Consider the following 18,345-nt stretch of genomic DNA (forward strand, 5'->3'; position numbering starts at 1 on the left):
TTTCCTCGGGCTCAAATGACAAGGGCCTGAGCGATTCAACGCCCAGGCCCCTGGTTTTTCAAGCGTGGCGTGCTCGATCAGAACACGACTGTCTTGTTGCCGTGCACCAGCACGCGGTCTTCCAGGTGATAACGCAGGCCGCGGGCCAGCACCATCTTCTCGACGTCACGGCCGAAACGCACCATGTCTTCGATGCTGTCGCTGTGGCTGACACGCACCACGTCCTGCTCGATGATCGGGCCGGCGTCCAGCTCTTCGGTCACGTAATGGCAGGTTGCGCCGATCAGTTTGACCCCACGCAGCGACGCTTGGTGATACGGCTTGGCGCCGACGAACGATGGCAGGAAGCTGTGGTGGATGTTGATGACTTTGTGCGCGTATTCGCGGCACATGTCCGGCGGCAGGATCTGCATGTAGCGCGCCAGCACCACCACTTCGGCGTCGTGCTGTTTGACCAGGCGCGACACTTCGTCGAATGCCGGCTGCTTGTCCTGCGGGTTGACCGGCACGTGGTAGTAAGGGATGCCGTGCCACTCGACCATGCTGCGCAGGTCGTCGTGGTTGGAGATCACGCAGGCGATTTCGCAATCCAGTTCGTCGCTGTGCCAGCGGTGCAGCAGGTCGGCCAGGCAGTGGGATTCGCGGCTGGCCATCAGCACTACGCGTTTTTTCTGCTCGGTGTCGGTGATGCGCCAGTCCATCGAGAACTCTTCGGCGATCGGCGCGAACTTCTCGCGCAACTCTTCAATACCGAACGGCAGCGAGTCGGCACGGATTTCGTGACGCATGAAGAACCAGCCCACTTGATTGTCAGAGTGGTGGCTCGCTTCGGTGATCCAGCCATTATGAGAGGCCAGAAAATTACTGACTTTGGCAACGATGCCAACGCGGTCCGGGCAAGAGATCACCAGCCGAAAAGTGCGCATGAGGGGGAAACTCCAGAACTTCACAAAGGCCGCCATTCTAGCGACTGCGCAGGAAAACTGCAGTACGCATACGCGCCGGGTGGGACAAAGCATGGCGAAACGGCTTTCTGACGCAGGTCTTACGTCAAGACCGTGACGCTTTAGCGGGGCTTTTGTCAGACAACTGTAAATATCTGTGCTGACTGCATCACATTATTTAACTGAACATTCAAAGCGCGGCTAATTCCTGTAACTCATTTAAATAAAAAGCCGATCTAAATGTTTACTTGATGAAACAGCCTGACTATTATTGCGGCACTGTCCCCTGTCATTCAGCATTCTACAAAAGGTAGTACTCATGTCCTTGATCAACGAATATCGCGCCACCGAAGAAGCCATCAAAGAGCTGCAAGCCCGTCTGAAGAACCTGTCCGAAGACGACAAACTGCAAGCCGAACTGGAATTCGAAGGCAAACTGCGCACGCTGATGGGTGAATACTCCAAGTCGCTGCGTGACATCATCGCGCTGCTGGATCCAGAAGCCAAATCCAAGGCTCCACGTGGCGGCGCAGTAAAAACTACCGGCACCAAGCGTGCACGCAAAGTTAAGCAATACAAAAACCCGCACAACGGTGAAGTCATCGAAACCAAAGGTGGCAACCACAAGACTCTGAAAGAGTGGAAAGCCAAGTGGGGCGGCGACGTGGTTGAAGGCTGGGCTACCCTGCTGGGCTAAGCCGCGACGCTTTCGCAGAGCGATCCGCGAACAAAAGAACGCCAGCTAGCGCTGGCGTTTTTTTATGCCCGTAATTTATTGTCCGGGCATGTTGGATTTCACAGATTCAAACGTTTGCGTAATGCCTGGACATAATTCTGCCAGTCATTGAGCACCTCTCGCTGCATCGGTGACGCACTAAGCGACCATTGCTCGGCGGCCTCGATAAATGACTGCACGGTATTCGGCGCACCTGCCTCGGGTTGCGTCAGGCGCTGCTGACAGAATAATTTCCAGCGCTCTTGCTCGGCCACATCCAGGGTGTCCGGAAAGTTGCGTGCTCGATATCGAAAAAGTAATTCAGGCAAACGTTCATCATCGAAAGGCCACTGCTCTTGCGCCAATTGCGCAGGGTCGGCCGTTCGAACTTGTTCGCATAAACGACGATCACGATCACCGATAAATCCATCGTACAACTGCTGCTCGGGATCTTCGCTGGGAGTGAAATCTTCGCTGGCATAAATCGCCGCGACTTTATCTTTCCAGACTTGTTGTGCGTCAGTTAGTCGCACTGTCCGCTCCTGATAAAGCGCCATGTCCAGCCCAAGGCGCTGCTGGTCTTGTGCGCGCAATACCGCCAGCGGCGCTACGACCGGGCAACGATTGATATGGATCAGCTTGAGCGGTACCGGTAACTCACCTTCGGCCAACTCATCGCGACGGGTATAAAGACGCTGACGTAGGGCTTGCGCATCGAGGTCCAGTAACCCTTGCGGATCAAGATGCAGATCACAGACGATCAGGGCGTTGCGATTCTTCGGGTGCCAGGCCAGCGGCAGCACCACGCCGACATAACTGCGCGCCGCCGAGAAACGCCCGGACACATGCACCAGTGGCTGCAACAGGCGGATCTGATCCATCACCTTCTGTTTGCTGCGCAACTGGAACAGCCACTCGTAGAGCTTGGGTTGTTTCTCGCGAATCAGCCGCGCCAACGCAATGGTGGCGCGCACATCCGACAGGGCTTCGTGAGCGTGGCCGTGATCGATATTGTTGGCCGCCGTGAGGCGTTCGAGCTTGAGGGTCACGCGGCCTTCATCATCAGTCGGCCAGACCAGACCATCCGGGCGCAATGCGTAAGCGGCGCGCACCACATCAATCAGATCCCAGCGACTGTTGCCGCCCTGCCATTCACGGGCATAGGGGTCGAAGAAATTGCGATACAGGCTGTAGCGGGTCATCTCGTCGTCGAAACGCAAGGTGTTGTAACCGGCGCCACAGGTGCCCGGAGCGGCCAGTTGCGCATGTACGCGAGTCATGAAATCGGCTTCGCTCAGGCCTTTTTCAGCGAGCTGGCCGGGGGTGATGCCGGTGATCGCGCACGCCGCCGGGTGCGGCAGGATGTCTTCGCTGGGCTGGCAATAGAGGTTGACCGGCTCGTCGATTTCGTTGAGCGCATGGTCGGTGCGAATCCCGGCCACCTGCAGCGGTCGGTCGTTGCGCGGATTGATGCCAGTGGTTTCGTAGTCGTACCAGAAGATTGAAGTCACGGGCGAATCCTGAACAGAAGATCGGCGAAGTCTAGGCGTTTCAGGGCTGCCACGGCCAGCCTGGTCGCCCTCGAACAGCAATTTCTCCAGATTCCTACAACTGGAATGGATTGCCCTTGTGGGAGCAAGCCTGCCCGCGAAGGCGTTCTGTCAGTTGCCCACAGGCTGACTGACCCACTACATTCGCGAGCAGGCTCGCTCCCACACCCGAGAGGCTGCTAGCATCAGGCGCACTTGCACCCCGAACAGGCGAAGATCAGGTAGCCCATGCTCGAGCCCACAGCACCGCGAAGGAAAGCACCGCTGGATACGCGCCATCAGGTCGAAACGCCGGAAGGCATCGACCTGCCACTGCGCCCCGCCGGGTTGATGGTGCGCGCCGTGGCGTTTGCCATCGATCTGGGCATTCGCGGCTTGATCCTCGCTGTGCTGTTCATCGCGCTGGCATTTCTCGGCAAGCTCGGCATGGGCCTCGGTTCTTTGCTGCTGTTTGCCATCAGCTGGTGGTACATGGTGTTGTTCGAGGTGCTGCGTCAGGGCCGTTCGCCGGGTAAGCAATGGCTGGGTTTGCGCGTGGTGCACGATGACGGCACGCCGATCGGCTGGTCGGCCTCGCTATTGCGCAACCTGCTGCGCTTTGTCGATCTACTGCCCTTCGGCTATTTCCTCGGTGCGCTCAGTTGCCTGCAACACCCGACCTTCAAACGCCTCGGCGACATTGCCGCTGGCACCTTGGTGGTTTACAGCGAACGGCCGCTGAGCCGCCCGCAACTGCCTGACGCTGAACCTCGCCGCTGCCCCGTTCCACTGACCTTGAGCGAACAACGCGCGGTACTCGGTTTCGCCGAGCGTCAGGCCGAACTCTCTCCCGCACGGGTCAACGAGCTGGCGGCATTGCTGGCGCAGCCGCTGCACATCTCTGCGCCCAAGGCCGTGTCTGAACTCAACGGCATCGCGCGCGGTTTGTTGGGGCCGACCCCATGAAGCAGAGCCTGTTCGAAAGTCGCCACAAGGCCGAATGGGAGCGCTTCGCCGTGGCGCTCGAACGCCTCGAACACGGCAAGGATACGGCGCAAGTCAGCGATTTCCCCAAGGCATACCGACGTCTCTGCCAACATCTGGCTCTGGCCCAGGCGCGTGGCTACAGCAGTTTTCTGATCGATTCATTACAGCAGCAAGTGCTGCGCGGCCATCAACAGCTCTATCGGCATCGCAGTCGCCTCGGGGCGCTCATCATCAGCTTTATCCTCGCCGACTTCCCGCGACTGGTGCGCGAACAATGGCACTTCGTTGCGGCCGCCAGCCTGTTGTTTTTCGGCAGCCTGATCGGTTTCGGCGTGCTGGTTTATCTGTTCCCGGAACTGATCTACAACCTGATCCCGGCCGAACAGGTGCGCGAGATGCAGGGCATGTACGACCCCGTTGCCGGCCACCTCGGACGCTCGGCCGAACGGGCGGCCAGCGAAGACTGGGTGATGTTCGGCTATTACGTCATGCACAACACAGGCATCGCCTTTCAGACATTCGCCAGCGGTTTGCTGATGGGCGTGGGCAGCGGATTCTTTCTGCTATACAACGGCATGATCATCGGCGCGGTGGCCGGGCATCTCAGCGAGATCGGTTTCGGCCAGACCTTCTGGTCGTTCGTGATCGGCCACGGTGCGTTCGAACTGAGCGCCATCGCCCTCGCCGGAGCGGCGGGCCTGAAGCTGGGCTGGGCGCTGATCGCCCCCGGACGCCTGACATGGGGCGAGGCGCTGCGCCTGGCCGCGCGCAAAAGCGTGTTGCTGGTGTGTGGGGCCATGCTGTTCCTGTTGATCGCAGCCTTTATCGAGGCTTATTGGTCGTCGAAAACCAGCGTAACGCCGCTGACCAAATACGCCGTCGGCGCCGCGCTATGGTTGGCCGTCGCGGTTTATCTGTCGTTGGCCGGAAGGATTCGTCATGCGCCTGAGTGACGCCAGCGTAGTGATCCGCCCGCGCACGACCTGGGAAGCCATGGACCTGGGCGTGTTGATGAGCCAGCAGCATCGGCGGTTGTTGATGAGCAGTTGGGCGATCGTCACCCTGCCGCTGTTCGCCCTGCTCAGCCTGTTGCTGTGGGATTCGCCATCGCTGGCGGTGTTCATTTTCTGGTGGCTGAAACCGGCCTACGAACGCCTGCCGCTGTACATCCTCTCCAAAGCGCTGTTCGGTGAAACGCCAACCCTCAGACAAGCCTTGCGCGAGTGGCCGCGCCTGCTCAAGCCGCAACTGCTGGCCAGTCTGACCTGGCGCCGGCTGAGCCTGAGTCGCAGCTTTGTGCTGCCGGTGACGCAACTCGAAGGTCTCGACGGCGAGGCCAGACAACAACGTCTGCAGGTGCTGCTGCAACGCAACGGCGGCGCCGCGCAATGGTTGACGATTATCGGCGTGCATCTGGAGACCGCACTGTGGATCGGCTTGATGCTGCTGTTCTACATGCTCTTGCCGCAGCAGATCGAGACCGACTGGGACTGGCAATCGCTGCTGCTAGCCGCCGATCAGGATTGGCGCTGGCTGGAGCACCTGACCAACGTTTTTTATGCGCTGATCCTGGTGGCCTGGGGACCGGTGTATGTCGCCTGCGGTTTCAGCCTGTACCTGAACCGCCGCACACAACTGGAAGCCTGGGACATCGAGCTGGTCTTCCGCCGTCTGCGCCAGCGCTTGAACAACGGCGTGCTCGGCGTGTTGCTGGCGGCGTGTCTGCTGCTGCCGAACCTGCAACCGGTGTGGGCCAGCGATGCGCCGGATGCTCCACGGTTGCTCAATCAGCCGCTGACCAGTCAGGCATCGCGCGACAGCATTGAGTCGCTGCTCGAACAACCGCCGTTCAAGAACAAGGAAAGCGTCACCCGTTATCGCTTTGGCGACGACCCGGCAAGCCCGGCCAAAGACGCGCAAGCGGGTGAGGCACCGCAGTGGTTGAAAACCCTGCTCGGTTGGCTCGACGGTCGACACCTTGATGCCTTGGCGAACGTGATTGAGGTGCTGTTGTGGGGCGCGCTGATTGCCGCGCTGGGCTGGCTGGCCTGGCGTTATCGCGAATTCCTCGGGGCTTTCGTCAGCCGCCGCCCGAACCTGCCTGCGCGCAGCAAACCGCCGGCGTCGCCACAAGTCTTCGGCCTCGAACTGAACCGTGAAACCCTGCCGGATGACATTGCCAGCAGCGCCGAACAATTGTGGCTGAGTGAACCTCGCGCCGCGCTGGGCCTGCTCTATCGCGGCCTGCTCAGCCATCTGTTGCATGACTTCGACCTGACGCTGAAAGCCGCCGACACCGAGAGCCAGATCCTCAACCGCATTGAGCAATTGCAACGCCCGGACCTGCTCGCCTACAGCCGCAACCTCACTGTTCACTGGCAGAACATGGCCTACGGACACCGACTTCCAGCTGCGCACCTGCAAGCAGAGCTGTGCAACGGCTGGCGTGAATTGTTCGGCAAAGGATCCAGGCATTGAACCGGCGCATCGGCTGGTCGATGGCTGCGCTGGCGCTTGTGCTGCTGGGCGGCTTGAGCCTGTTCCTCTACCTCAAGGCCCGGCCCTATCAGGAAACCGTCGATCACGGCCCCTCGCCTGCCGCACAAGCCAATCCTTATCTGGCGGCGGAAATGTTCCTGCGCGAGCGTGGCCTCGCGGTCAGTCACGCCGAGACCCTGGCGGTGCTGCCGCAGATTGATCCGCACAGCCACACCTTGTTGTTGTTCGGCGAGCGCGCGCGGATGACGCCGCGTGAAGTCGATCAGGTGCTGAACTGGACTCGCGCCGGCGGACGCTTGGTATTTGTCGCCGAGTCGCTGTGGGATGCGCAAACCGGGCAAAGCAATGATCTGCTGCTCGACAAGGTGCAACTGCACCAATCGCTGAGCAAGGACTTGAAAGATCCTCCCGAGAAAGTGGAAAAGGACCGCTTCCCGAAACTGACCAAACTGTATCTGGAAGACGAAGACGCACCGGCCTACGCCGGTTTCGACACCGACTTCCACCTCGACGACCCGAATAATGTCGCGCAAGCCTGGGCCAACAGCGCCAAAGCCACGCACATGATGCAACGGGTGTACGGCCTCGGCACGATCACCGCGGTCACCGATGCCGAGCTGTGGAAAACCGGCGCTATCGGCAAATACGACAACGCCTGGCTGCTCTGGTATCTGAGCGCCGACACCGACGTCACGCTGATTTACAACACCGCGCACGATGGCTTGTGGACCTTGCTCTGGCGCTACTTCCCGCAGGCCATCGTCGCCCTGCTCGGCTTGATCGGCCTGTGGTTGTGGCAGGCCGGCGTGCGTCACGGCCCGGTGCAAATGCCAGCGCCAGCAGGTCGCCGCCAACTGCTGGAGCATCTGCGTGCCAGTGCCGACTTCCTGCTGCGCCACAACGGCCAGCAGGCGCTGCTGCAAGCCTTGCAACAAGACATCCTGCGCCGCGCCCGCCGCCGCCATCCCGGTTTCGATCAATTGAATGTGGCCGAGCAATGGCTGGCGTTATCGCGCCTGACCCGGCAACCCACCCGCGCCATCAGCCAGGCCCTGAGCCCACGACCGAAGCAGCGTTTGTCCAGCGCCGAATTCAGCCGTCAGGTCGCTCATCTGCAAACCTTGAGGAACGCGTTATGACTGAACAGATCGAGCCCGGCAGCGTGACGCACGCCGCCCAGCAGCGCCAGCGCGCCAGCCAGTTGGCGCAGGCGGTGCGCAACGAATTGAACAAGGCGCTGATCGGCCAGGAAGCGGTGGTCGACGATGTCCTGACCGCGCTGATTGCCGGCGGCCATGTGCTGCTCGAAGGCGTGCCCGGGCTGGGCAAGACCTTGCTGGTGCGGGCACTGGCGCGATGCTTCGGCGGCGAGTTCGCGCGCATCCAGTTCACCCCGGATCTGATGCCCAGTGACGTCACCGGTCACGCCGTGTACGACTTGCAGACCGAGCAGTTCAAGCTGCGCAAAGGCCCGCTGTTCACCAACCTGCTGCTGGCGGACGAGATCAACCGCGCCCCGGCAAAAACCCAGGCGGCATTGCTTGAAGCCATGCAGGAGCGTCAGGTGACGCTCGAAGGTCGCGCCCTGCTCATCGCGCAACCGTTCATGGTTTTGGCGACGCAGAACCCGATCGAACAGGAAGGCACCTATCCGCTACCGGAAGCCGAGCTCGACCGTTTCATGCTCAAGGTGCGCATGGATTACCCCGACGCCGATCAGGAGCTGAACATGGTCCGTCAGGTCTGTCGTTCGACCCGCGCCGACATGCTCGATGTGCAACCGCTGCGCACGGTGTTGCAAGCCAAAGACGTGCAGGCGTTGCAGCGTATTGCCAGCGATCTGCCGCTGGACGATCAGGTCCTTGATTACGCCGTGCGCCTGGCGCGCAGCACGCGCACCTGGCCGGGGCTGACCCTCGGCGCCGGGCCACGCGCCTCGATTGCATTGGTTCGCTGTGCCCGTGCCCGGGCGTTGTTGCGCGGCGGCGAGTTTGTAATCCCGGATGACATCAAAGGCTGCGCGCTGGCGGTGTTGCGCCATCGCGTGCGCATCGCGCCGGAGCTGGATATCGAAGGCCTGCAGGTCGATCAGGTGCTCACGCAATTGCTCGATCAAGTGCCGGCGCCGCGTCTGTGAAACCCTCGCGTCTGCTGCTGATCTGGCTGGCGCTGCTGCTATTAGTCAGCATTGTGCTCGGCGCCTTTCAGGCACTTGGCAGAGAGCTCCCGTCGAGCCTGATTTCGATCAACTGGGGGTTGCTGCTGGCGCTGTTGGCCTTGGCGGTTATCGACGCCGTACGTCTCAGACGCCTGCCCTCGCCGCGCATCAAACGACAGATGCCCGGCAGCCTGGCGCTCGGGCGCTGGGGAGAGGTAAAGCTGCAAATCGCCCATGAGTTTGCCGAGCCACTGAAGATCAATTTCTTCGACCACGTACCCGACGGCCTCGCGTTTGAATATCTGCCAACAGTTGTCGAGCTTCAACCCGGCCATGTCAGCCAGCTCACCTACCGTCTGCGACCTCTCGAACGCGGGCATTTCTGCTTCGAACAGTGCGAAGTCAACCTGCCCAGCCCCTTGGGATTATGGTCCGGCAAACGCCTGCTCAGCGTCCGCGATGAGACCCGTGTCTACCCGGACTTCGCCCGGCTTTACGGCGGTGAGTTGCGCGCCGTCGACAACTGGCTCAGCCAGCTCGGCATACGTCAGCGACAACGTCGCGGTCAGGGTCAGGAGTTCCATCAGTTGCGCGAATTTCGCGAGGGCGACAGCCTGCGCCAGATCGACTGGAAAGCCACCGCCCGCCAGCGCACGCCGATTGCCCGCGAGTACGAAGATGAACGCGATCAACAGATCATCTTCCTGCTCGATTGCGGCCGGCAGATGCGCAGCCACGATGGTGAGCTGTCGCACTTCGATCACGCGCTCAATGCCTGCCTGCTGCTTAGCTATGTGGCGTTGCGCCAAGGGGATGCGGTGGGCATGAGTACCTTTGCCGGTGATGAGCCGCGCCATGTCGCGCCTGTCAAAGGCAGCGGCCAATTGAATGTCTTGCTCAACGCTGTTTATGACCTTGGGAGCACCCAGCTCCCTGCTGATTACCAGGCTGCCGCCAACCAGTTGTTGGCCCGCCAAAAGCGCCGGGCGCTGGTAGTGCTGGTGACCAATCTGCGCGATGAAGATGATCAAGTGCTGGGCGCGGTCAGACGGTTGAGCGTGCAACATCGGGTGCTGGTGGCGAGCCTGCGCGAGGAAGCGCTGGATACGTTACGCCAGACGCCAGTGCAAACACTGCCCGAAGCATTAGCCTACTGCGGCACCATCGATTTTCTCAATGACCGCTCGCAACGCCATGAGCGGCTGACTGCCCATGGCGTTGCAGTGATGGATGTTCGGCCCGCCGAGCTGGGGGCCGGACTGGTGACAAGCTACATGAGTTGGAAAAAGACCGCTGCGATCTGACAGATTCGATCAGTTGGTGACTGCAACATACACAGCGTCGCTGTCCGAAGTGCCGTCGCTGTTTTCTACTTTGACGACCAGTGAAATCTGATCCGTAAGGCTCATCGGCCGCCAGTGAGCCTGGTATCGCCCGCTGTGATCGGTAAACGACTCAGTGAACGGTGCTCCATTAGTGGAGACAAGGATTTTCCGTCTGGGCATGGGCTCTCGCCCCTCCTTGGCCACAATCAGCGCGGTCATGGAGACGTAGGTCTGCAAGGGGACCGGATTAGGCGACGCAACAACGGATTCCACCGCTGCTGGACGCTCAGTGACGGTCAACCAGAGCGTTTTTACCACCCAGCCAGCCAAACCACCCTTTACCGACGCCCGCAACGCAGCCTCGCCTGCTCCTTCCAAGACAATGCGCGCCGTTGCCTTGCCTTCGGCATCCGTCAGGGTTGTCGGCAGCGAGGTGCGGTCGTACTCCCACATCACTTCGACATTGGCCAAGGGTTGCGCGGTACTCGCTGACACTACCAGGACTTGCGCGGTCATCTGTTGCCCCGGATACCCGCTCGGATCATCGTTGACCAGTTCCTTGATCTCCCGGGGCTCGTGCAGCAAAAACGCTAAGGAAATCGACTCCGAATACAGCGCATCGCCCACCGTGGCGGTCAGTTGCGCCGCACCCGGTGTTGTCGGCACGAACCGTATCCGCGCTTCACCGTAGAAGTTGGTAGTGGTGGTCACCTCACCAAGGTCCGGGCTGCGCCAGACAACCTTCATCCCCACCATTGGCCTGTTACTGATGGCCGAAACAATGACGACCTGCTCCGACACCGCCTCGCCCCAGAGCAGTGTCTGACTGCTTCGCGAACGCTCGGCGATCTTTACCACCTGTTCGCCTTGCCCCAGCGACATCGCAATAACTGGAGAAAGCCTGGCCAACCGCGCCGAGGCAAAGCGCAGGCCGAAACTCCCGTCCTTGAGGTCGCCCGCGTTGAACCGATAGGTCATTCCAGCTTCCGAAAAAAACCTGGGATCACCCAGACGTGGTTCCTCGAAGCGCAAGCCCAATTCCGCCGGCCCGGTGCCGGTCATGCCCAGTGTCAGATATTGGTCATGCAGCGCACTGCCAGCCGGAGCACTCACGCTCAGTTGATGCTGCCCCTTGCGCCGGGGGAATTCAGCGCTTTGACCCAGCGGCTGAAACGGTCTGGAGTCGAAACTGTATTCGAATCCGTCCCACGGATCCCCTTCCAGCGCTAGAACCTGCATGGAGCGGCGCTCTTCAAAACGGTCATAAGGGCTGATAACCGCCGCTGTCACCACATGCTCACCTGCCGTGGTTGGCGCAAAGGGAAAACCACTCCAGCCGTCGGCCCCCGTCCCGTGCACTTCGGTGCTGCCGTCGGCTGTCCATTGAACAGCCACTTGCTCCAGAGGGAGGTCGGGACGATAAGGGGAGCGTACCTTCAGCCACATCCACGCAGGATCCTGCCCAATGACCGGATCCACCGCAGATGCACGGACGTCTTCGATCGTGATTTTATTGTGGGCCAGGGTCATCGTATTGATGTCGCTCAAGCCATGGGTACTGATAATGAACTGAAGTTTGAAAACCCCGGGTTTGGTACTTTTTGAACAGTCCAGCGTCCAGGTAAACCCGCTGTCGTCCACAACATTTTCGCTTTTGGGGGGTGGGCTCAACTCGATTCCGAGCTCTGCCGCCGGGCTTCCCCTCCACATCAGATCCATGGGGATACCCACTAAAGGACTCAGCGCATTGGTGCGGAAGATATAGCGATGTATAGCGCCAATACACGGAAAGAGCGGCTGCCCCCTGAGATCGGTCATCTGATCCAGGACCACGGTCATTTCTTCATGGAGGTCAGGTGATAACAGTCGGCAAGAAAAATCCTTGTTCGTGAGAGTGTCGGTGAGCAAACTTACCTCGAAAATACTGCTGGTACTTTCGATACGATCAGAGCTGAACAACCAACTCAGATCTTCCCCTTCGCGCAATATTCTCGGCATATCAAGGTCGCTCACCGCAAGCCCGATCTCTGGCTTTGCGTTGCGCCAACCGAGCGTAATTGCCTCGCCAATCAGCGGGCTGTTCTCATATGCACGGACCGTCAGGATGTGCGTCTTGCCTCGCTTGCAAGCGATTCCGTCACTGGAAATTTGAAAGCCATCAAACGTGATCCTGACCTTGTCCTTCCACTCGTCTCGTGCAAACGCCGTGACCGAAAACGTGTGTCCATCTGCCGGCCCGCCTTCGTAGGCTCTCACACTGGCGGTAATCGTCTCGTTGCTCAAAGCCTTCAACGGCCAGTAATACAGGCTGGCCCAGCCACCGCTGCCAGTACGAGACTTGACAATACCCTCGGGGGTTTGCCAGTCGACGAACGCATCAATTACTGGCTCACCGGCACCTTTGTCAGTGACATGCACCACCTGCACTCGCATCAAGGTCTTTTCGTAGTTCTCGACAACCGGCGAAATATTCGGGCCGCGCGTGTCAGCGATCCTGACCTTGTTGCGCGCCAGCGACATGGGTTTACGCGGCGATGGCAGTAACAACTTCGAGCAGACCAATGACAGTTCGAAGCGACCATCCAGCCAGTCCTCGCAGGCCAGCGTCCAGAGACTATCGTCGCCATTGAAAGCGACCGGTTGCTGGAGTGGCGGGTTGACCGTGACCTTCAACTCTTCATGCCCGACGCCGCTCCAGTGCAGCGATAGATCAGTCGCCAGCAAAGGGCTGTCGGCGGGCAAGCGCACGATGAAGGGGTAATCAGTGCCGCGATTGGGATAACCGGTCGCGCCCCACAGGGTTACCTGCTCTTCGACAACGCAATGCAAGTCGCGCCATGGGTCGGTCGCCAGCACCGTGACTGGAAATTCGTGAGTCACCTCGCCATTGCCGTAATAAGCGCTGTCGACCGACGCTGTGATGACAAAATCGCCGGCTTGCTCAGGGACGAAATCGAAGTAAGCCAGGCCCTGTTCATCAGTGACTGCGGTGCCCTGCACGCCCTGCCCGATACTCGTCCACCTGACCTCTCGACCATCAAGCGAACGGCCGGTGTAGAACGAAAGGACCTGCACGCCCAACCGGACGCTTTGTGCATACTCGAGGACGGGGTAATACGCCGCAGTCTGCACTTCGCGAAGCGCCAATCGATGATGCCCCAGCGACACGTCAATCGCATAAGGCTCGGTGTTGTACTGGTTCACCAGGTTTATTGTGAAGTCATGACTTTTCTCTTCTCCCATATCCGGGCAGTCGAGCGACCATTGCGACAGCAGCGGTTGATCGACTCCCCAGTCAGGGGTTGCCTTGACTGCTTCCAATGGGTTGCCCTGAATGATCAGTGCGATATCCGTACCCAGCCAGACGCTGCCGTCTACAGGGGTAAAAGACAGTCGATGCGCAATGTACAAAGAGCCGTCCGGGTCATCGCCAAGGGAAGCGCCCAGGCAAAGGTGTAACGTCTGGCCTGGTGACAGAACTTCGTCATCCAGTCGCACCGTCTGCAGTTGCAACGGTTCAAGCTTCAGTTGCAGGTCGATTCGAGTGATGCAGATTGTCGAACTACGGTCGCCCGCGTTGCGCGGGACACCGCTGACCTCGAAGCTCAATTCGTCATCTTCGACGAACGCCAATTGATCCAGTGATCTTTGATACACCCGGGGCTTGAATTCCAGCGGCTGCTCCGCCCCCAGTCCGGCGTCTTCGTGCACCTGTTTCCGGCCTTCTTCTGCCGTGAGTTCGATGCTCATTAACACATCGCCGCTCTTGCGGATGTGCAACCAGCCCGATTCGCCCGACCATGAAACTCCGGGCCGCAGTTCGCACAGAAACGTCAGTTCGTAACCCGCGCGGGCGCCGGGGGTCTTGGGTGCCTTGATTACCTGTGTAGCCGAAGCCCCGACACCGACCTCCATGAAATTGACTAACTCGTCAGCATAGAATTCTCTCGCCAGGCCAACCATCCCGCTGGGGCGCCACTCTTTGAGCCGATCGTTGAAGTCACCATTGAGCACCAGATTCTGATTGTTTTGCACCACGGGATCACTCATGGTCGCCTGCTCCTTCGACTGGCATCTTCAAACTGGCGTTTTCAGCCTTGGTAACCAGGTCTGTGACTTTTTGGGCGAACGTCGGCTCGCCGGCTTTGGCGGTGTAGCGCACGCGGATAATGATATCGGTCAAGGATTTGAGCATTGCAGCTTGTGGCTGTTTTAGCGGTCGAGGAAAACTCAGTCGCCAGTGGGAAACCGCACCCGTGCATTCAAACGGGTTGAGTAAACCTTCATCAGGTTTCTGGTGGGTCAGGCCACTGTCGGAAAGCCCTACCGATAAAACGATCTGCTGAGCGCTGCGCAGGTTGAACACCAGATCGCCAGGTACACCTGAGGTCGGCGTATGCAGGTACTGCACAGACTGTGTGGTGGGCCGGGTCGCCGTCACGCTACTGATCTGCAGCAAGGTTGCCCGGACATCCTCGTAAGGACCGGTCAGGACAGGCAGATCCACCTCCACTGAACTGATCTGCCTGCAGAAATGGCCGGGGTAATCCCGGTCGAACAGCAACTGGGTCAGTCTGAACTCCAATACACCTGTTGCCATCAATTGCTGGTGTGCATCTGCCCAACTGCTCACGCCCTCTTGAGGCTCGATGCCGTCGTCGCACAACTGCCGCAAGGAAACTGTTTTGACCAGCTCCAGCCGCCGCTCGTAGCTTTGCAAGCGCCTGCGTTCCTGGTCCAGCAGATACATGTGCAACTGTTCGCCAGAGCCCAGACCATAACGGTGATCGAGCCAGGCCTGAGGCAAAGGGACCGGTGCATCATAATCGCCGGTTTCAGCAGCCAGCGAAGCCTGCGCACTGAGGCACAGACTGACGACCGCGTCGTACGCCTGGTAGTGCAGGGCTTTTAGCTGGCCAAGCATCCAGCCGAACAACTCGGCATTGCTCGCGCGTTTCTTGAGGAAGTTGAACATGGTCAACGCTTGACTGTTGGCCCGAAGCGTCTGTTCAAGGCTGGATCTTGCTGCGTTGACCGCATGGCTTTGCGCTTCGATCTGCGCATTGATTGCGCCCACCTCCGCCAGCGCCTGATCGCGTTGCAGCGCCCATTCAGTGCGGCGGCGACGATAGCCTTCGGTCGTGGCTTGTCGGTCGGCGTCGATTTGCAGCAGTGACGAAGAGACGTCAAAACCGAAAGCCATTGCATCGAATGCGTGTTCGGGCTTGAAGCCACCGTTGGAAGTACCATAGATTTTCGGCAACGCCGCGATGACGCCCCCTGCCACTCTGACGGCTTTGGCCTGCAGGGCTGATGTTTTCGACTGCTGCAGGCTGGCCATGACCTGGTACTCGATCGGCGAAACGTTCTCGTTGTAACGCGTTGCATAGGCATCGGCCCGCTCCTGCGCCATTGCCCGGCTTTGCTGAAGCGCTGTTACATTCGCCTCCAGTTGAGCGATGGATTGTTCCTGCACCGTTTCGGCGTAACGGCCCAACTCCAGCAAATGGTTCTGCTGCAGTTCTTCTTGTTCGGCACGGTCGCGTTGTTCAAGCAGTCGCAGCACCAGACTGCCGAAATCCCGCAGACTCTGTACCCCACGCAGTGCGACTTCGAACGTGACACGCCAACGGTAGGCATTGACCACCAGCCGCCCCCCCATCGGTCTGGGTCCGGCCGCGCTGCCAGCGGCCAGATCGCGGAGCAATTGCCTGGGATCCGTCATCGGGCTGAACAGCAATATGTCCAGCGGTTTGCCATCGATGGTGAGATTGTCGCGCAGGTAACCGAGCCGTTGCTGCGGCCTTGCAAACAGGTCGAGCAGCGATTGATTGATCGGAATTTCAAAAGGTTTGCTTGCCAACAATCCCAGCATCGGCGGGGTATCGGAAGCGATCGGGTAATCCGCCAGGTTGAAATCCTGCGTATCTTCAAGCGCTTCAAGAGGCGGTCGTGAATCACTCTGGGCCAGAAGGTTTTCAACGGTGGCGGTCTGCCAACGAGTCGCTGTGTCGGCGGTGGGCGCCTTGCCCATCAGAAACCCGGCCTGGACGTAGCAGAGCTTGGCGGCCACCAGACTGTCACGGGTCAATTGGCGGTAATACCAATCGCCCCACGCCATCAGGTTTTCCACATACTCAGTGAACATCAGGATCTGAAAATGCGCGGGCGCGGCATAGCCAATGGCATCCGGATCAGAGGGATTCTGGATTTCCCACCCCGGATTACTTCCCGCCCCCTCTATATCCAGAGGCCGGCAACGCCAGTACGCCGGTTTCGGGTTCATGATCGGGACCGGCGGATCTTTCCGATCCTGGGTTGCCTGTGGATCGAACACGTAATGCAGCCAGTCCTGCGCTTCCTGGAAGCGCTCTTCATCACGCAACCGGGTGGCTATCAAATGCGGCAGGTGAAAAAACAATTCCCAGAAATTCAGACCGTTGGCACCGTTGAAGGGACCATTGAGTTCAACAAATTCTGCGCCGGTCGGCGACGGTTCGAGAATGAACTGGTTGGACCAGTCCAGCACGGCGTCCACGGAAATATTCGAACGCCTTACCAGTTCCGAACCGAATAATGAATTGAGCCGAACGTATTTCAACGCCAGTCCAGCTTGATTGAATGACAGGAACTGTGCCGTGCCTGCACTGCTCCTGTGCAGAGTTGGCGGGACGAAGTCCATGAGATCGACAATCGTCAGGTCGAACTCTTTCTGTCCTGTAGGGGAACTGGGAGAGGCGAATAAGACCGTGACTGGCGTAGCCCATGTGCCTTTCGCCCGCCGGGAAGTCCACGCTTGAGTTGTCCAGCCACCGCTTGCATCCTGGAGTTCACTAATCGGCGGCGGATCGATATCAGACGATCCCGTCACTTGCAGCACCATATTCAACGTAGCGCTTTCAAGTCCCGTGGGACTGCAGAAACCCTGCACCGTCAGCACATCGTTGTCATCGACGCGCGTTGCCATAACGTTCAGACCAAGATAGGGAGTCAGGGAACCATGGTTCGTTATGCGAGGGACAGCAGTAACCTGAATGTCGAGCGGGTGCTGAACCGTATCGCTGCTGACGAATCGCTCCTTGAGTGCCAGATCCAGCCACGCGCCACCGTCCAGAAGGGGGCGCATCAGCACGTCGTAAATCGCATGCACTGTCAGATCCGTTTCAGCAGAATCTTCCGGTGGAGAATCTGCGGGTGACTTCTTAGAGAACTTGCCACTTAACAGAATCCCCAACTTGCCCTTCGGATTAAGGTAATCAGCATGCACAGTCGCAATCAGTCGGGGGGGGCTCGCCAAAAGCTTGTCCTTGCACTCTGAACTGTGCACACACAACGGCGCCGACCACTGCCCGTTCTGTGTCATGAATGCCAGATTGATCACCAATTTGCTCGGGCTGAAAGCCTCCGCTGCGCTGCCGACGACCGCGTCACGCCATTCGGCCCAGACCACACATAACCGGCCATTCCAGAACACCGGGCGGATATCCAGCACCTGATTGGTGGTGGGGATTTCCACCGCTTGCCATTCACTCCAGGCCGCCGGGTTGACCGCCGCGCTGGCCGGGCTCAGTTCGATCTCGGCCTTGCGCCAAAAATACTGAAACGGCTGCACTCGCTGCCGCCCCAGGAAGTAGTAATCGGCTTTGGCCGGTGTCATGCCATCCATGAAACAGCTGATCACATCGAGATCGCAGATTTTTTCGAATGCCTGTAGATACTCCTGCAGCGCAGCCTGCACGGTATCGTTGTTCAAACGGGCCTGGTTAAGGTTGTTTTCCAGATTTCTGAACAGACTGGTTTTGCGCAGTCGCACTGATGGAATGATGAAGTTTTCCGCATAGCATGGAATTTTTTGCATCGCCGCCCAATCGGAATAATTGCTGTAAAAAATCCATTCGTGCAGATGACGCTTGTCGAACTCATGATCTCCAAAGCCTGGCTCCAGCTTTCGATACACCGCATGAATGTACTGCTGCACACAGCTTGTCGCTTCGGCAACTCTGGAACTCTTCACCTGATAAGTGTCAAGCGGGTCGATGCGCAGCAATTCAAACAGATCTTCAGGCGTTTTCAGAAACGGGTACCGGGTATTGGCCACTTGACCAATGCAGTATTCGAGCAGGGCCGAGCGACGTTTTTCCAGCAGCCCGCCAATGTTATTCAGTGCCATGATCTCGCTCCTTGGAAT

Annotated in this window: 11 protein-coding genes; 7 read left to right on the forward strand and 4 right to left on the reverse strand. The window is 59.1% G+C overall.

Annotation, left to right across the window (positions count from 1 at the left end; genetic code table 11):
* Positions 1-77: 77 nt before the first annotated feature.
* Positions 78-926, reverse strand: coding sequence for a formyltetrahydrofolate deformylase (gene purU / locus D8U60_RS19465; protein ID WP_041479808.1), 849 nt, complete (start codon positions 924-926; stop codon positions 78-80).
* A gap of 337 nt (positions 927-1,263) precedes the next feature.
* On the opposite strand from purU, the gene mvaT reads away from it, so the two are divergent.
* Complete coding sequence (gene mvaT, locus D8U60_RS19470) at positions 1,264-1,641, forward strand: histone-like nucleoid-structuring protein MvaT (protein ID WP_016773476.1); 378 nt, start codon at positions 1,264-1,266, stop codon at positions 1,639-1,641.
* A gap of 98 nt (positions 1,642-1,739) precedes the next feature.
* On the opposite strand, the gene sbcB is transcribed toward mvaT, so the two are convergent.
* Positions 1,740-3,170, reverse strand: coding sequence for an exodeoxyribonuclease I (gene sbcB / locus D8U60_RS19475; protein ID WP_073471968.1), 1,431 nt, complete (start codon positions 3,168-3,170; stop codon positions 1,740-1,742).
* Between the two features lie 267 nt (positions 3,171-3,437).
* Between sbcB and D8U60_RS19480 the strand changes: the two genes are divergently transcribed.
* The 6 genes from D8U60_RS19480 to D8U60_RS19505 are packed head-to-tail and all read left to right on the forward strand — an operon-like array spanning position 3,438 to position 10,136.
* A complete protein-coding gene (locus D8U60_RS19480) occupies positions 3,438-4,154 on the forward strand; it encodes an RDD family protein (protein ID WP_130900706.1) in 717 nt (238 codons plus the stop codon).
* Complete coding sequence (locus D8U60_RS19485) at positions 4,151-5,128, forward strand: stage II sporulation protein M (protein WP_130900707.1); 978 nt, start codon at positions 4,151-4,153, stop codon at positions 5,126-5,128. The genes D8U60_RS19480 and D8U60_RS19485 overlap by 4 nt, the downstream gene beginning before the upstream one ends.
* The gene (locus D8U60_RS19490; RefSeq protein ID WP_130900708.1) at positions 5,115-6,653 is read left to right on the forward strand and encodes a DUF4129 domain-containing protein; all 1,539 of its coding nucleotides are present in this window, start codon (positions 5,115-5,117) and stop codon (positions 6,651-6,653) included. The genes D8U60_RS19485 and D8U60_RS19490 overlap by 14 nt, the downstream gene beginning before the upstream one ends.
* The gene (locus tag D8U60_RS19495) at positions 6,650-7,813 is read left to right on the forward strand and encodes a DUF4350 domain-containing protein (protein WP_130900709.1); all 1,164 of its coding nucleotides are present in this window, start codon (positions 6,650-6,652) and stop codon (positions 7,811-7,813) included. Before D8U60_RS19490 ends, D8U60_RS19495 begins: the two co-directional genes overlap by 4 nt.
* A complete protein-coding gene (locus D8U60_RS19500; RefSeq protein WP_130900710.1) occupies positions 7,810-8,811 on the forward strand; it encodes a MoxR family ATPase in 1,002 nt (333 codons plus the stop codon). The genes D8U60_RS19495 and D8U60_RS19500 overlap by 4 nt, the downstream gene beginning before the upstream one ends.
* The gene (locus tag D8U60_RS19505) at positions 8,808-10,136 is read left to right on the forward strand and encodes a DUF58 domain-containing protein (protein ID WP_130900711.1); all 1,329 of its coding nucleotides are present in this window, start codon (positions 8,808-8,810) and stop codon (positions 10,134-10,136) included. The genes D8U60_RS19500 and D8U60_RS19505 overlap by 4 nt, the downstream gene beginning before the upstream one ends.
* A gap of 9 nt (positions 10,137-10,145) precedes the next feature.
* Here D8U60_RS19505 and D8U60_RS19510 read toward each other — a convergent pair whose 3' ends face one another.
* Entirely contained in the window at positions 10,146-14,207 is a 4,062-nt protein-coding gene (locus D8U60_RS19510) for an Ig-like domain-containing protein (RefSeq protein WP_130900712.1), read from the reverse strand.
* On the reverse strand, positions 14,200-18,327 hold the full coding sequence (locus tag D8U60_RS19515) for a neuraminidase-like domain-containing protein (protein WP_130900713.1): 4,128 nt from the start codon (positions 18,325-18,327) through the stop codon (positions 14,200-14,202). Before D8U60_RS19515 ends, D8U60_RS19510 begins: the two co-directional genes overlap by 8 nt.
* Positions 18,328-18,345: the final 18 nt, after the last annotated feature.

Origin of the sequence: Pseudomonas sp. Sample_11 (assembly GCF_004307505.1) — a bacterium.
Taxonomy (GTDB): Bacteria; Pseudomonadota; Gammaproteobacteria; order Pseudomonadales; family Pseudomonadaceae; genus Aquipseudomonas; species Aquipseudomonas atacamensis.

Bases quoted from the DNA above. Each gene is read 5' to 3' on its own strand.
- D8U60_RS19515 (WP_130900713.1), bottom strand. From the start codon at position 18,327: ATGGCACTGAATAACATTGGCGGGCTGCTGGAAAAACGTCGCTCGGCC.
- D8U60_RS19510 (WP_130900712.1), bottom strand. From the start codon at position 14,207: ATGAGTGATCCCGTGGTGCAAAACAATCAGAATCTGGTGCTCAATGGT.
- D8U60_RS19490 (WP_130900708.1), top strand. From the start codon at position 5,115: ATGCGCCTGAGTGACGCCAGCGTAGTGATCCGCCCGCGCACGACCTGG.
- D8U60_RS19480 (WP_130900706.1), top strand. From the start codon at position 3,438: ATGCTCGAGCCCACAGCACCGCGAAGGAAAGCACCGCTGGATACGCGC.
- D8U60_RS19485 (WP_130900707.1), top strand. From the start codon at position 4,151: ATGAAGCAGAGCCTGTTCGAAAGTCGCCACAAGGCCGAATGGGAGCGC.
- D8U60_RS19500 (WP_130900710.1), top strand. From the start codon at position 7,810: ATGACTGAACAGATCGAGCCCGGCAGCGTGACGCACGCCGCCCAGCAG.
- purU (WP_041479808.1), bottom strand. From the start codon at position 926: ATGCGCACTTTTCGGCTGGTGATCTCTTGCCCGGACCGCGTTGGCATC.
- mvaT (WP_016773476.1), top strand. From the start codon at position 1,264: ATGTCCTTGATCAACGAATATCGCGCCACCGAAGAAGCCATCAAAGAG.